General features: G+C 68.6%; 14 protein-coding genes. 8 read left to right on the top strand and 6 right to left on the bottom strand.

All coding sequences use genetic code 11. The features are described from left to right. Position 1: 1 nt before the first annotated feature. The 4 genes from araH (at position 2) to pyrF (ending at position 3,904) form a co-directional block, all read left to right on the top strand. The gene (gene araH / locus WS92_RS26205) at positions 2-1,006 is read left to right on the top strand and encodes an L-arabinose ABC transporter permease AraH (RefSeq protein ID WP_006025224.1); all 1,005 of its coding nucleotides are present in this window, start codon (positions 2-4) and stop codon (positions 1,004-1,006) included. Between the two features lie 29 nt (positions 1,007-1,035). Further along, positions 1,036-1,860, top strand: coding sequence for an SDR family NAD(P)-dependent oxidoreductase (locus tag WS92_RS26200; protein ID WP_006025225.1), 825 nt, complete (start codon positions 1,036-1,038; stop codon positions 1,858-1,860). A gap of 46 nt (positions 1,861-1,906) precedes the next feature. Then, positions 1,907-2,980, top strand: a complete 1,074-nt coding sequence (locus WS92_RS26195; RefSeq protein ID WP_009913618.1) for an aldose 1-epimerase — start codon at positions 1,907-1,909, stop codon at positions 2,978-2,980. 96 nt (positions 2,981-3,076) lie between these two features. Next, complete coding sequence (pyrF, locus tag WS92_RS26190) at positions 3,077-3,904, top strand: orotidine-5'-phosphate decarboxylase (RefSeq protein ID WP_059931073.1); 828 nt, start codon at positions 3,077-3,079, stop codon at positions 3,902-3,904. Positions 3,905-3,920: 16 nt separating this feature from the next. Here the strand turns inward: pyrF and WS92_RS26185 are convergent, their stop codons facing one another. From WS92_RS26185 to thiL, 3 genes are read right to left on the bottom strand one after another with little or no spacing between them, the layout of a single operon-like run. Next, positions 3,921-4,421, bottom strand: coding sequence for a CinA family protein (locus WS92_RS26185; protein WP_015601091.1), 501 nt, complete (start codon positions 4,419-4,421; stop codon positions 3,921-3,923). A 43-nt stretch (positions 4,422-4,464) separates the two neighbouring features. Then, positions 4,465-5,049: a phosphatidylglycerophosphatase A family protein gene (locus tag WS92_RS26180; RefSeq protein ID WP_015601707.1), complete on the bottom strand. Its 585-nt coding sequence runs from the start codon at positions 5,047-5,049 to the stop codon at positions 4,465-4,467. Beyond that, complete coding sequence (gene thiL, locus WS92_RS26175) at positions 5,039-6,040, bottom strand: thiamine-phosphate kinase (protein ID WP_041861580.1); 1,002 nt, start codon at positions 6,038-6,040, stop codon at positions 5,039-5,041. The genes WS92_RS26180 and thiL overlap by 11 nt, the downstream gene beginning before the upstream one ends. A 200-nt stretch (positions 6,041-6,240) precedes the next feature. On the opposite strand from thiL, the gene WS92_RS26170 reads away from it, so the two are divergent. The 3 genes from WS92_RS26170 (at position 6,241) to WS92_RS26160 (ending at position 9,891) form a co-directional block, all read left to right on the top strand. Continuing rightward, complete coding sequence (locus tag WS92_RS26170; RefSeq protein ID WP_015602136.1) at positions 6,241-8,544, top strand: NADP-dependent malic enzyme; 2,304 nt, start codon at positions 6,241-6,243, stop codon at positions 8,542-8,544. Between the two features lie 326 nt (positions 8,545-8,870). Beyond that, complete coding sequence (locus WS92_RS26165) at positions 8,871-9,311, top strand: ribonuclease (RefSeq protein ID WP_006025232.1); 441 nt, start codon at positions 8,871-8,873, stop codon at positions 9,309-9,311. A 16-nt stretch (positions 9,312-9,327) separates the two neighbouring features. Further along, positions 9,328-9,891, top strand: coding sequence for a barstar family protein (locus WS92_RS26160; protein WP_009889020.1), 564 nt, complete (start codon positions 9,328-9,330; stop codon positions 9,889-9,891). Between the two features lie 220 nt (positions 9,892-10,111). Here the strand turns inward: WS92_RS26160 and WS92_RS26155 are convergent, their stop codons facing one another. From WS92_RS26155 to speE, 3 genes are read right to left on the bottom strand one after another with little or no spacing between them, the layout of a single operon-like run. Continuing rightward, on the bottom strand, positions 10,112-10,879 hold the full coding sequence (locus WS92_RS26155) for a 16S rRNA (uracil(1498)-N(3))-methyltransferase (RefSeq protein WP_059931071.1): 768 nt from the start codon (positions 10,877-10,879) through the stop codon (positions 10,112-10,114). Beyond that, the gene (locus WS92_RS26150) at positions 10,876-11,292 is read right to left on the bottom strand and encodes a VOC family protein (protein WP_015600515.1); all 417 of its coding nucleotides are present in this window, start codon (positions 11,290-11,292) and stop codon (positions 10,876-10,878) included. The genes WS92_RS26155 and WS92_RS26150 overlap by 4 nt, the downstream gene beginning before the upstream one ends. Before the next feature lie 39 nt (positions 11,293-11,331). Beyond that, complete coding sequence (gene speE / locus WS92_RS26145; protein WP_015601937.1) at positions 11,332-12,189, bottom strand: polyamine aminopropyltransferase; 858 nt, start codon at positions 12,187-12,189, stop codon at positions 11,332-11,334. Positions 12,190-12,408: 219 nt separating this feature from the next. On the opposite strand from speE, the gene tkt reads away from it, so the two are divergent. Further along, positions 12,409-14,481: a transketolase gene (tkt, locus tag WS92_RS26140; RefSeq protein ID WP_059931069.1), complete on the top strand. Its 2,073-nt coding sequence runs from the start codon at positions 12,409-12,411 to the stop codon at positions 14,479-14,481. Positions 14,482-14,487 lie beyond the last annotated feature (6 nt).

Here is a 14,487-nt window from a genome sequence, read left to right as displayed (position 1 = left end):
CATGCAAGCGAGAGAGAACCTTCCACAAGCCGCGGCGCACGCGGCGGCCGTGCCGGCCGAGGACCGGCAGCGCTGGCGGCAGCACGCCGCCGATTACAGTCTCGTCGCGATCTTCGCGGCGATGTTCGTCGCGATGTCGCTGACGGTCGATCATTTCTTCTCGATCGACAACATGCTCGGGCTCGCGCTGTCGATCTCGCAGATCGGGATGGTCGCGTGCACGATGATGTTCTGCCTCGCGTCGCGCGATTTCGATCTGTCGATCGGCTCGACGGTCGCGTTCGCCGGCGTGCTGTGCGCGATGGTGCTCAACGCGACCGACAATACGTTCGTCGCTGTCGCCGCGGCGGTCGCGGCGGGCGCGGCCATCGGCTTCGTCAACGGCGCGGTGATCGCGTACCTGCGAATCAACGCGCTGATCACGACGCTCGCGACGATGGAGATCGTGCGCGGGCTCGGCTTCATCGTGTCGAAGGGGCAGGCGGTGGGCGTGTCGTCGGAGACGTTCATCGCGTTGGGCGGGCTCACGTTCTTCGGCGTGTCGCTGCCGATCTGGGTGACGCTCGTGTGCTTCGTCGTGTTCGGCGTGCTGCTCAACCAGACTGTGTACGGCCGCAACACGCTCGCGATCGGCGGCAATCCGGAGGCGTCGCGGCTCGCCGGGATCAACGTCGAGCGCACGCGCGTCTACATCTTCCTGATCCAGGGCGCGGTAACCGCGCTCGCGGGCGTGATCCTCGCGTCGCGGATCACGTCGGGCCAGCCGAACGCCGCGCAGGGCTTCGAGCTGAACGTGATCTCCGCGTGCGTGCTGGGCGGAGTGTCGCTCGCGGGCGGGCGCGCGTCGATCTCGGGCGTCGTGATCGGCGTGTTGATCATGGGCACTGTCGAGAACGTGATGAACCTGCTCAATATCGATGCGTTCTATCAATACCTGGTGCGCGGCGCGATCCTGCTCGCCGCCGTGCTGCTCGACCAGTTGAAGAACCGCGGCGCGCGCGATTGAGCGCATCGCCCTTTTCCGGGAATGAACAGATGACCGACATTGCTTCGCATCGCGAATCGAACGGCGCGCAGGATGCGCAAGACGCGCAACACGAACGTTACGCGCGCTACCCGAGCCTCGCCGGGCGCGCGGTGCTGATCACGGGCGGCGCGACGGGCATCGGCGCGTCGTTCGTCGAGCACTTCGCGCGGCAGGGCGCGCGCGTCGCGTTCGTCGATCTCGACGAACAGGCTGGCCGCGCGCTCGCCGCGCGGCTCGCCGACGCCGCGCACGCGCCCGTGTTCGCCGCGTGCGACCTCACCGACATCGCCGCGCTGCGCGGCGCGATCGACGCGATCCGCGCGCGCGTCGGCCCGATCGCGGCGCTCGTGAACAACGCGGCGAACGACGTGCGCCACGCGATCGCCGACGTGACGCCCGAATCGTTCGACGCGAGCATCGCGGTGAACCTGCGCCATCAGTTCTTCGCCGCGCAGGCGGTGATCGACGACATGAAGCGGCTGGGCGGCGGCTCGATCGTCAATCTCGGCTCGATTGGCTGGATGCTGAAGAATGCGGGCTATCCGGTCTACGCAACCGCGAAGGCGGCGGTGCAGGGGCTCACGCGCGCGCTCGCGCGCGAGCTCGGGCCGTTCGGCATTCGCGTGAACACGCTCGTGCCGGGCTGGGTGATGACCGACAAGCAGCGCCGCCTGTGGCTCGACGACGCGGGCCGCGCGGCGATCAAGGCGGGGCAGTGCATCGACGCCGAGCTGCTGCCGGGCGACCTCGCGCGGATGGCGCTCTTTCTCGCGGCGGACGACAGCCGGATGATCACCGCGCAGGACGTTGTCGTCGACGGCGGCTGGGCATAGCATTCGCGCGGATGACGAAGCGCGACGAAAGCAGGAGGACGCAATCATGACCGCGACGCATTCTCGATCCACGGCCACCGACGCGGTGCAAACCTTGCAGACGCGCACCGCGCGGCGCGCGGCCGCCGCGCATCTGGTGAGCCCGGGGCCGCAGACGTCGCAGATCGCGCGCGGCGCGGGCGTCACCGAAACGGCGATCGCGACGCTCTCGACCGATCTGCTGCGGCTCGACGTCGCGCCGCACCTGGGCGGCGGCGTCACGCGTTTCGACTGGCGCGGCGACGGCGCGCTCACGCCGATCTTTCGCCGCTGCGATGCGCCCGGCGCGCGCACCGATCCGAACGAGCTCGCGTGCTATCCGCTGCTGCCGTACTCGAACCGGATCGGCGGCGGGCGCTTCGAGTGCGACGGCCGGCTCGTGCGCGTGCCGCGCAACCGCTCGACCGAGCAGGTGCCGATTCACGGCGACGGCTGGCTCGCGCACTGGCGGCTCGACGATGCGACCGATACGCAGTTGTGTCTGTCGCTCGATCGCAGCAATGGCGCGCCGTATGCGTATCGCGCGACGCAGGTCTATGCGCTCGACGGCGCGACGCTCACGATCGCGCTCGGCATCGAGAACACGGGCGCGATGCGGCTGCCGTTCGGGCTCGGCGTGCATCCGTTCATCGTGCGCGACGCGTCGACCGAGCTCGCGGCCGCCGCGAGCGGGCTGTGGCTGGCGACGCCCGACTGGCTGCCGTCGCGCCATGTCGGCGCGCCCGCCGCGTGGCGCTTCGGCATCGCGTATCCGTTGCCGGACACGCTCGTCAATCACGCTTTCACCGGCTGGGGCGGCGGCGCGACGATCGCGTGGCCGCAGCGCCGGCTCGGGCTGACGGTCACGGCCGACGCCGACTGCTATGTGCTGTATACGCCGCCCGGCGAGCCGTATTTCTGCTTCGAGCCGGTCGATCATCCGATCGATGCGGTGAACCTGCCGGGCGGCGCCGCCGCGCACGGGATGACGCTGCTCGCGCCGGGCGAGCGCCTGATGCGGCGCTTTCGCTTCACCGTCGCGCGCACCGATGCGCGCGCGACGCCCGCCGCCCGCGAATCGAAGCGGCGCCCGATCGCGTAGCGCGGGCGGGCTGGGCGCGCGCCGGCAGTCGCGATTGCCCGTCGCGACGCAGGTAAAATACGCGTCTTCCCAACCGCCGAGCCGCGAGTGAGCGCCATGTCTTCCACGCCTACCTTCATCGAATCGCTGCGCGCCGCCTGGCAGCGCACGAATTCGCTGCTGTGCGTCGGTCTCGATCCCGAGCCGACCAAGTTTCCCGCGCGCCTCGAGAACCAGCCCGATGCGATCTTCGATTTCTGCCGCGAGATCGTCGACGCGACCGCGCCGTTCGCGAGCGCGTTCAAGCCGCAGATCGCATACTTCGCCGCGCATCGCGCGGAAGATCAGCTCGAGCGGCTGATCGCGCACATCCATCTGCAGCATCCCGGCCTGCCCGTGATCCTCGACGCGAAGCGCGGCGACATCGGCAGCACCGCCGAGCAATACGCGCGCGAGGCATTCGAGCGCTATCGCGCGGACGCGGTCACGGTCAATCCGTACATGGGCTTCGATTCGATCGAGCCGTATCTCGCTTACGAGGACAAGGGCGTGATCGTGCTGTGCCGCACGTCGAATCCGGGCGGCTCGGACCTGCAGTTTCTCGAAACGGGCGGGCGGCCGCTCTATCAGGTCGTCGCCGATCTCGCGGCGAACAAGTGGAATGCGAAGACGGGCCAGCTCGCGCTCGTCGTCGGCGCGACGTTTCCGAAGGAGATCGAGGCCGTGCGCGGGATCGTCGGCGACATGCCGCTGCTGATTCCCGGCATCGGCGCGCAGGGCGGCGACGTCGCCGCGACCGTCGCCGCGGGCCGCACGGCCGACGGCGCGGGCATGATGATCAACTCGTCGCGCGCGATCCTGTACGCGAGCCGCGACGACGACTTCGCCGACGCGGCCGCGCGCGTCGCCGGGCAGACCCGCGACGCGATCAACGCGTATCGCTGAGCGCCGGCGCTTCGCTTCAGCGCTCCTGCTCGTCGAGCAGTTGGATGAGGCCGCGCAGCGCGTGCGTGGCCGCCTGCACGCGGATCTGCTCGCGGTCGCCCTTGAACACGAGCGTCTCGACCGACGTGTGCAGCCGGTTGCTCCAGCCGAACGACACGGTGCCGACGGGCTTGTGCTCGGAGCCGCCGCCCGGCCCGGCGACGCCGGTGACGGCGAGCGCGACCTGCGCGCGGCTGTTGCGCAGCGCGCCCTCGACCATCGCGCGCGCGACGGGCTCGCTGACCGCGCCGTGCTTGTCGATCAGATCGGCGGGCACGCCGATCATCTCGATCTTCGCGGCGTTCGAATAGGTGACGAAGCCGCGCTCGAACCAGCCGCTGCTGCCGGAGATGTCGGTGATCGCGGTCGCGATCATGCCGCCCGTGCAGGACTCGGCTGTGGCGAGCGTCAGGTGCTCGTCGCGCAGCATGTTGCCGACGCGGATGGCGAGCTGGTGAACGACGGAATCGGTTGGCATGCGGGAAGTTCCGGTGCGAGCGGGGACGGACGGGCGCGCGGCGTCACTGCGCGGCGAACGAGCGCCACAGCGCGATCACGAAGAGCGTCATCAGCGCGGCGATCAGATCGTCGAACATGATGCCGAAGCCGCCTTTCAAATTCCGGTCGAAATAGCGGATGGGCGGCGGCTTCACCATGTCGAAGAAGCGGAACACGACGAACGCCCATAGTTGCTCGACGAACGTCGCCGGCGTGACGAGCAGCATCACGAGCCAGATCGCGACGATCTCGTCCCAGACCGCGGGGCCCGGATCGGCGATGCCCATCTTCTTCGCGGTGAAGCCCGTCATCCAGATGCCGGCGACGAAGCCGACGACGATGAGCGCCCACCATTCGGGCACGGTCAGGTAGCGGTTCAGCGCGACGAACGTGAGCCAGCCGAATATCGTGCCGAAGGTGCCGGGCATGAACGGCGCGAGGCCGCTGCCGAAGCCGAGCGACACGATGTGCACCGGATGCGAGAACATGAACCGCACGGTCGCGCGGCGGCGCGCGATCTTCTGCGGCTCCTGCTGCGGCGCGGGCGAGGGCGCCTGGCCGGGCTGGTCGGCGGAGTCGGCCGGACGGGGCGTCGGGTCAGTTGGCATGGAAATGATCGAAACCGTGCAGCGTGAGCGAAAGCGGCGCGCCCGACGCGTCGCGCCACGTGACGGCGCGCGCGTCCGTCGGCGCGGACAAGCCGCGTATTGTACCGATCCGCGTGACGGCCACGCCCGTGCGCGCGCCGGCCGCCTCGATCGCGGTGCGCGCGGACGGCGCTGCCGTGAAGCACAGCTCATAGTCGTCGCCGCCTTCGAGCATGCAGCGGCGCTGCACGTCGGCGGGCAGCGCCGCGAGCGCGGCCGAGCGCGGCACCGCGTCGACGTTCACGTCGGCGCGCACGTTCGAGCGCTCGAGGATGTGCGGCAGATCGCCCGCGAGGCCGTCGGACACGTCGAGCGCCGCGTGCGCGATGCCCGCGAGCGCGACGCCAAGCGCGACGCGCGGCTCCGGCCACTCGAGCGCGGCCCGGAACGCGGCTGTCTCGCGCCCGCCCGCCCGCCATTCGCCGCGGATCACGCCGAGGCCGGCGCGCGCGTCGCCGAGCACGCCGGATATCCAGACGTCGTCGCCGTCGCGCGCGGCGTCGCGGCGCAGCGCGGCGTCGGCTGCGACGTCGCCGAACACGGTGACGCACAGGTTGAGCGGCCCGCTCGTCGTGTCGCCGCCGATCAACTCGCAGCCGTGGCGGTCCGCGAGCGCGAAGAGGCCGTCGGAGAACGCCTCGAGCCAGTCGGCGTCGGCGCGCGGCAGCGCGCACGCGAGCGTGAACGCGCGCGGCACGGCGCCCATCGCGGCCAGGTCGGACAAATTGACGGCGAGCGTCTTGTGGCCGAGCGCGCGCGGATCGACGTCGGCGAGGAAGTGTCGGCCTTCGACCAGCATGTCCGTCGAAATCGCCAGCATCTTGCCCGGTTGCGGCGCAAGCAGCGCGCAGTCGTCACCGATGCCGAGCGCGGCGCGCGCATGTGGCCCTTTCGCGTGGCGCGCGAAGAAGCGATCGATCAACGAGAATTCCGAGAGGGGAGGATGGGCCACGGGCGCGGATGTTCGAGCGTTGGGATGACGCTCATTGTAAGGCGCTTCGGGCTGCGGCCAGACGGCGCGGCGGCCCGCGCGCGGCCGATTCGTGACGTTTCGGTCGCGGCTGTCAAACCCTAATCGACAATTTTACGTGTGGGATTGGCGCTACAATGCGCCGAACAGGTATTCTAATCCGCAGCCCCCCGTAGAGACACATGTCCACCTCGTCCTCCTCCTCGAAAGAAAAACTCCGCGAAGCCGCTCTCGATTACCACGAATTCCCGACACCGGGCAAAATCGCGATCGCATCGACCAAGCAGATGATCAACCAGCGCGATCTCGCGCTCGCCTATTCGCCGGGCGTCGCGTTCGCGTGCGAGGAGATCGTCGAGAACCCGCTGAACGCCGCGCGCTTCACCGCGCGCAGCAACCTCGTCGGCGTCGTGACGAACGGCACCGCGGTGCTTGGCCTCGGCAACATCGGTCCGCTCGCGTCGAAGCCGGTGATGGAGGGCAAGGCGGTCCTCTTCAAGAAGTTCGCCGGGATCGACGTGTTCGACATCGAGCTCAACGAGTCCGATCCGCACAAGCTCGTCGACGTGATCGCCGCGCTCGAACCGACGTTCGGCGGGATCAACCTCGAGGACATCAAGGCGCCGGACTGCTTCATCGTCGAGCGCGAAGCGCGCAAGCGGATGAAGATCCCTGTGTTCCACGACGACCAGCACGGCACCGCGATCGTCGTCGCGGCGGCGGTCACGAACGGGCTGAAGGTCGTCGGCAAGAGCATCAAGGAAGTGAAGCTCGTCGCGTCGGGCGCGGGCGCCGCGGCGCTCGCGTGCCTCGATTTGCTCGTCGACCTCGGCCTGCCGCTCGAGAACATCACGGTGACGGACCTGGCGGGCGTCGTCTACAAGGGCCGCACCGAGCTGATGGACCCGGACAAGGAGCGTTTCGCGCGCGAAACCGGTGCGCGCACGCTGTCCGAAGTGATCGGCGGCGCGGACATTTTCCTCGGCCTGTCGGCGGCCGGCGTGCTGAAGGCCGACATGGTGAAGACGATGGCCGAGCGCCCGCTGATTCTCGCGCTTGCGAATCCGACCCCGGAAATCCTGCCGGAAGTCGCGCTCGAGGCGCGCCCGGACGCCGTGCTCGCCACGGGCCGCACCGACTACCCGAACCAGGTCAACAACGTCCTGTGCTTTCCGTTCATCTTCCGCGGCGCGCTCGACGTCGGCGCGACGACGATCACCCGCGAGATGGAGATCGCCGCCGTCAATGCGATCGCCAAGCTCGCGCAGCAGGAGCAGAGCGACATCGTCGCGACCGCATACGGGATTCAGGATCTGTCGTTCGGTCCCGAATATCTGATTCCGAAGCCGTTCGATCCGCGCCTCATCGTGAAGATCGCGCCCGCGGTCGCGCAGGCGGCGATGGACGGCGGCGTCGCGACCCGTCCGATCGAGGACATGGAGGCGTACAAGGTCCACCTGCAGCAGTTCGTCTACCACAGCGGCACGACGATGAAGCCGGTGTTCCAGATCGCGCGCGGCGCGCCCGCCGAGAAGAAGCGGGTCGTGTTCGCGGAGGGCGAGGAGGAGCGGGTGCTGCGCGCGGTGCAGATCGTCGTCGACGAGAAGCTCGCGAAGCCGATCCTGATCGGCCGCCCGGGCGTGATCGAGCACCGGATCCAGCGCTACGGCCTGCGTCTCACGCCGGGCGTCGATTTCACGATCGTCAACACCGAGCACGACGAGCGCTACCGCGATTTCTGGCAGACCTACTTCAAGATGATGGCCCGCAAGGGAATCAGCGAGCAGCTCGCGCGCGTGGAGATGCGCCGCCGCACGACGCTGATCGGCTCGATGCTCGTCAAGAAGGGCGAAGCGGACGGAATGATCTGCGGCACGATCAGCACGACGCACCGTCACCTGCACTTCATCGATCAGGTGATCGGCAAGCGCGCCGGCTGCAGCGTGTACGGCGCGATGAATGCGCTCGTGCTGCCCGGCCGCCAGATCTTCCTCGTCGATACGCACGTGAACGTCGATCCGACCCCGGAGCAACTTGCCGAGATCACGATCATGGCGGCGGAGGAAGTGCGCCGCTTCGGCATCGAGCCGAAGGTCGCGCTGCTGTCGCACTCGAACTTCGGCACGAGCAACGCGCCTTCCGCGCAGAAGATGCGCGATACGCTTGCGATCCTGCACGAACGCGCGCCGGAACTGCACGTCGACGGCGAGATGCACGGCGACGTCGCGCTCGACGCGGCGCTGCGCAAGGAGATCCTGCCCGAATCGACGCTCGAGGGCGAAGCCAACCTGCTCGTGCTGCCGAACATCGACGCGGCGAACATCGCGTACAACCTGCTGAAGACGGCGGCCGGCAACAACATCGCGATCGGGCCGATCCTGCTCGGCGCCGCGCAGCCCGTGCACGTGCTGACCGAATCGGCAACCGTGCGCCGGATCGTCAACATGACGGCGCTGCTGGTTGCCGACGTGAACGCGGTGCGTTGAGCGAAATTGCCCGACGATAAAAAAAGGCGCGCCCATCGCGGGCGCGCCGTCGAGCATGGCGGAGAAAGCGCCTTCCCGAAGCCGACGACGCCACCCTTGGGCCGCAAGAGGCGGCGAGGAGGCAGAAACCCGCCGCAGTTGACGTCGTCACGGCAATCTTAACCCATGTAAGCCATTTTTAGCTTAAAAAAGATAAAAATAGCGTCGATGGGCGCTGTTTTATCCTTTCATTTACCTAACGAGCATTGATTCCCGCGTGCATTAGCGCTACGCTTACGCCTTTCTTGGTCGTCAACTTATTGATTTAACAGCGGGAACCCTCGTTTATGGCACGCAAGTGGCTCCGCAACGGCGCGCTCGCGTCCGTCTTCGCGATCGTCGCGATCGTCGCGATAGGCAACATCGGCGCTTCGCCGGGCAGTCTGGTTTCCGCCGCATACGCACGGGAAGCCGCCGCGGCAAACGGGGCGGCGGCGCAGGTCGACACGCTCCCCGCATCCCGATTGCCGCGCGAGGCGGCGAGCACGCTGAGCCTGATCGCCGCGGGCGGCCCCTATCCGTACGAGAAAGACGGCGCGGTATTCGGCAACTACGAACGGATCTTGCCGAAGATGCGGCGCGGCTATTACCACGAGTACACGGTGCCGACGCCGAGGGCCCGCAACCGCGGCGCGCGGCGCATCGTCTGTGGCGGTCCCTTGAGGCGCGTCGACAATTGTTATTACACCGACGACCACTACAACAGTTTCAAACGTATCGTTGATTGACTTCGGGATGAGCGGCATGAGCGACAACACCTACGCGCGCGATACATCGGCTGCGGCGGATCTGTTCGCGGCCGGCGACGGCAACCTGTTCCAGCGCGTCATGCAGATGCGCATGACGGCGCACGCCGGCGGAGCGCCCGACGGCGCGGCCAGCCCCGGGCTTTCATCCATCGAGGAGCCTATGAGCCTTTTTGCGACCGTGCGACCGAATCTCGTGCAGTCGATCCGTGCATTCCGCGTGCAGGATCTTGCCGACGAAGCGAATCAGCTCGGCCAGCATTTCCTGTATGCGTACTGCGGGAATGCCCAATCGAAGCAGGAAGTGCTGGAGACGATCGCGACGTCGTTCCTGTTTCCCAAGCACTTCGGCAAGAACTACGACGCGCTGTACGATTGCCTGACGGATCTCGTCCACAAGGCGGGCGCCCAGCCCGGCTTCGTGATCGTGCTCGAGGCGCTCCCGATCGCGCACAAGTTCGACAAGGAAGGGCGCGAGACGCTGCTCGACGTGTTCCGCGAAGCGGCGGAATTCTGGGCCGAGCGCAAGGTCGCGTTCCGCGTCTTCTACTCGTTCGCGTAATTCCGGGCCGCTCGGCCCGTCGAAAGCCCGCCTTCGCGCGGGTTTTTTGCGTCTGCGGCCCGCCGCGGCAAGCGGGTGGCCGAAGCGCGCGTTCACCCGGCAACAGTCTTTCATCACGCGTTATTTTTCGGGAAAATCGCGGTTTGAGTTTGGCCCCGTCATCGCGGCCGTCGCGCCGCCGCCCGCGGCCGGCTGACGCGCGCCTGACGGTCGCGGCGCGTCACCATCCGCCCCAGCGCGCGGCAAGCGCGGCGAGCACGGCCGCACCCGCCGTCTCGGTGCGCAGCACGCGCGGGCCGAGCGACAGCGCGGCGAAGCCCCGCGCGCGCGCGGCCCGCTCCTCGTCGGGCGACAGCCCGCCTTCCGGGCCGATCAGCAACGTGACGTCGCCGGCGGGCGGCGCGTCGGGCAGCAATGCGAACGGCACGCTCGCGCGCGGCGACAGCAGCAGGCGCAGCTCGCCTTCGGCCGGCGCGGCGGGCAGCGCGTCGAGCCACGCGTCGAAGCCGCGCACCGGCGCGACATCCGGCACGCGATTGCGGCCACACTGCTCGCACGACGCGCGCACGACGCCTCGCCAGTGCGACACGCGCTTGTCCGCACGCTCGCCCGACAGCTTGACGACGCCGCGCGCGGTCGACAGCGGCGCAACCGCCGCGACGCCGAGCTCGACCGCCTTTTCGATCACCCAGTCCATCTTGTCGCCGCCGGCGATGCCCTGCGCGAGCGTCACGCGGTACGGTGGCTCCGCTTCCACGGGCTCGAACGCGTCGATCCGGGCGAGCGCGCCGCGCCTGTCGATCTCGACGATCCGCGCGCGGTACTGGCCGCCCGTGCCGTCGAACAGCGCGAGCAAGTCGCCAGGCTGCAGCCGCAGCACCTGCGCGTGACGCGCGACGTCGACAGGCAGCGGGAGCGTGTCGTCGGCTCGCAACGCCGCGTCGACGAAAAAGCGCGGCACCGCCGCGGTCGTGGCGGCGCCGCTCATGCGGCGATGCGCCGCGCGAGCGCCCAGCGGTAGCCGTCGAGATCCTCGATCTGCGCGAAACGATCGCCCCAGAACTGGTCCTGCGGCGCGGTCAGCGATTTCGCGCCCGCGTCGAGCGCGCGGCGGTAGGTCGCATCGACGTCGTCGACGTACAGATAGAACGACTGCGGCGCGACGGCGCCCGCGCGCCGCGGCGTGCGCGCCGTCGAGCCGAACGCGCCCTCGGGCGCGAACATCACGATCAACTGGCCGCGGTACGACATCTCGACGTGCATGATCGCGCCGTCTTCGTCGATCAAATCGCGCTTCTCGAAGCCGAACGCGTCGCTAAAGAACTGAATCGACGCCTGCGCGCTGCGCACCGTCAGATAAGGGGTCAACCAGGGCACGTCGGCCGGCCGTGGGTCGGTCATGCGGGTTCTCCTGCGGGAAAGGCGGATGCTTCGCCGAACTTAGCGATGCACGCCGAGAGTATCGCGCAGCGCGTGCGGCAGCGTGAAGAGTGCGGGATGCAGCTTCGCGTCGTAGAAGCGCAAGCCTTCGATGCGCCGCTCGGCGAGCCGCGCCTCGACGTCGTGCGCGAACAGCGATGCCGCGTCGAGCGCGTCGCTCGCGATCGCCATCAACCACGGCGAGCCATACAGCGGCACGTGCGCGCAAAGCGGCGCGACCACCGCGAAGCTCGCGCGCAGCCCGGCGAGCAGCGCGGCGATGCGCGCTTCGTGAAAGAGCGGCGAGCCGAGATGCAGCGACACCGCGCCCTGCGGCGTCAGGATGCGCTTCAGGCGCGCGTAGAACTCGGGCGTGTAGAGGCCCGCCGCGGGCGAGTCGGGCGGCGTCAGATCGAATACGACGAGGTCGAAGTGCTCGCACGCGTGGCCGACGTAGCGCGCGGCGTCGCCGATCACGAGCTCGACGCGCGGATCGTCGAGCGCGCCCTGGTGGACGTCGGCGAGATAGCGGCGCGCCATGTCGACGACGGCGGCATCGAGCTCCGCGACGACGATCCGCTCGATGCATGGATGCCTGAGGAGCTGGCGCGCGGCGCCGCCGTCACCGCCGCCCAGGACGAGCGCCTTCCTCGGCGCCGGATGCGCGAGCGCGGCCGGATGCGTCATGCATTCGTGATAGACGAACTCGTCGCCGACCGACGTCATCGGCCGGCCGTCGAGCGTGAAGAGCCGCCCGAGCAGCGCCGTGTCCCAGACCTCGATCTGCTGATGCTCGGATTCGATGCGCGCGAGCCGCCGGGCGTTTGGGAAGCCGTAGGCGACGTCGGGGGTCGGGTGGAAGAGGAGGGTGGTGCTCAAGGCGGCGGGCGCGGGTTGGGCGGGGCGGTTCCGATAGTCCGAATTATAGAGGGTGGGAAGATGGCCGAGAAACCGCATGGACGGGCGGATTCCGACAAGGCTCGCGCGAAGGGCATCTGCTAAAATGACCCGCTTTGCAACCTCGTCCGTCTGCTCGTCCGCTTTGCGTCCTGCCGGCGCCGCACCGCGCGCCGGGAACGGTTGGCCCGCGAGCTTCGGATGCCGCCCGTGCCCCGTTTTCTCGACTCGTTCTCCGGACTCGACATGACGACTTCGTCTCCCGCCTCCACCACCCTGATGGCCAACGCGATCCGCGCGCTCGCGATGGACGCCGTCCAGCAAGCGAACTCCGGCCACCCCGGCATGCCGATGGGCATGGCCGAGATCGGCGTCGCGCTGTGGTCGCGCCACCTGAAGCACAATCCGGCGAACCCGCATTGGGCCGACCGCGACCGCTTCGTGCTGTCGAACGGCCACGGCTCGATGCTGCTGTACTCGCTGCTGCACCTGACGGGCTACGATCTGCCGATCGAAGAGCTGAAGAATTTCCGCCAACTGCATTCGAAAACGCCGGGCCACCCGGAATACGGGATCACGCCGGGCGTCGAGACGACGACGGGCCCGCTCGGCCAGGGCCTAGCGAACGCGGTCGGCATGGCGCTCGGCGAAGCGCTGATGGCCGCCGAGTTCAACCGCGACGGCGCGAAGATCGTCGATCACCACACGTACGTGTTCGTCGGCGACGGCTGCCTGATGGAAGGCATCTCGCACGAGGCCTGCTCGCTCGCCGGCACGCTGAAGCTGAACAAGCTGATCGCGCTGTACGACGACAACGGCATCTCGATCGACGGCGACGTCGTCAACTGGTTCCACGACGACACGCCGAAGCGCTTCGAGGCGTACGGCTGGAACGTGATTCCGAACGTGCCCGGCCATGACGTCGACGCGATCGACGCGGCGATCGCGAAGGCGAAGGGCTCGGACAAGCCGACCCTCATCTGTTGCAAGACGCGCATCGGCAACGGCGCGGCGACCAAGGCGGGCGGCCACGACGTGCACGGCGCGCCGCTCGGCGCAGACGAGATCGCGAAGACGCGCGACGCGCTCGGCTGGAAGTGGGCGCCGTTCGTGATCCCGCAGGAAGTCTACGCGGCGTGGGATGCGAAGGAGGCGGGCAAGCGCAGCGAAGGCGACTGGAACGCGGCGTTCGCGCAATACCGCGCGAAGTATCCGGCCGAGGCGGCCGAGTTCGAGCGCCGGATGGCGGGCAAGCTGCCGGCCGACTGGGCCGCGAAGGCCGCGGCGATCGTCGCGGGCGCGAACGAGCGCGGCGAGACGGTCGCGACCCGCAAGGCGTCGCAGCAGACGATCGAAGGGCTCGCGGCGGTGCTGCCCGAACTGCTCGGCGGCTCGGCCGACCTGACGGGCTCGAACCTCACGAACTGGAAGGCGTCGAAGGCGGTGCGCGCGAATGCGGACGGCCCGGGCGTCCAGTGGGGCAACCATATCAACTACGGCGTGCGCGAATTCGGCATGAGCGCCGCGATCAACGGCCTCGTGCTGCACGGCGGCTACAAGCCGTTCGGCGGCACGTTCCTCACGTTCTCCGACTACAGCCGCAATGCGCTGCGCGTCGCCGCGCTGATGAAGGTGCCGTCGATCTTCGTGTTCACGCACGATTCGATCGGCCTCGGCGAAGACGGCCCGACGCACCAGTCGGTCGAGCATGTCGCGAGCCTGCGCCTGATCCCGAACCTCGATGTCTGGCGTCCGGCGGACACGGTCGAGACGGCCGTCGCGTGGACCCACGCGGTCGCGCACCAGAATCCGTCGTGCCTGATCTTCAGCCGCCAGAACCTCGCGTTCAACGCGCGCACCGACGCGCAGCTCGCGAACGTCGAGAAGGGCGGCTACGTGCTGCGCGACTGGGACGAGGAGATCGTCGCGCGCAAGATCATCCTGATCGCGACGGGCTCGGAGGTCGAGCTCGCGATGAAGGCGGTCGAGCCGCTCGCGCGGCAGGGGATCGCCGCGCGCGTCGTGTCGATGCCGTCCACCGACGTGTTCGACCGCCAGAGCGCCGAGTACCGCGAGCGCGTGCTGCCGCACGGCGTGCGCCGCGTCGCGATCGAAGCGGGCGTCACTGGTTTCTGGCGCAAGTACGTGGGCCTCGAAGGCGGCGTGGTCGGCATCGACACGTTCGGCGAGTCGGCCCCGGCTGGCGTGCTGTTCAAGCATTTCGGCTTCACCGTCGAGCACGTGGTCGAAACGGCGAAGGCGGTGCTCGCGTAACCCAAT

It is taken from the genome of Burkholderia sp. MSMB1588 (genome assembly GCF_001546925.1).
GTDB classification, from domain to species: domain Bacteria; phylum Pseudomonadota; class Gammaproteobacteria; order Burkholderiales; family Burkholderiaceae; genus Burkholderia; species Burkholderia humptydooensis.
Note: the sequence above shows the minus strand (reverse complement) of the source record. Positions and strands in the feature narration are given on the sequence as shown.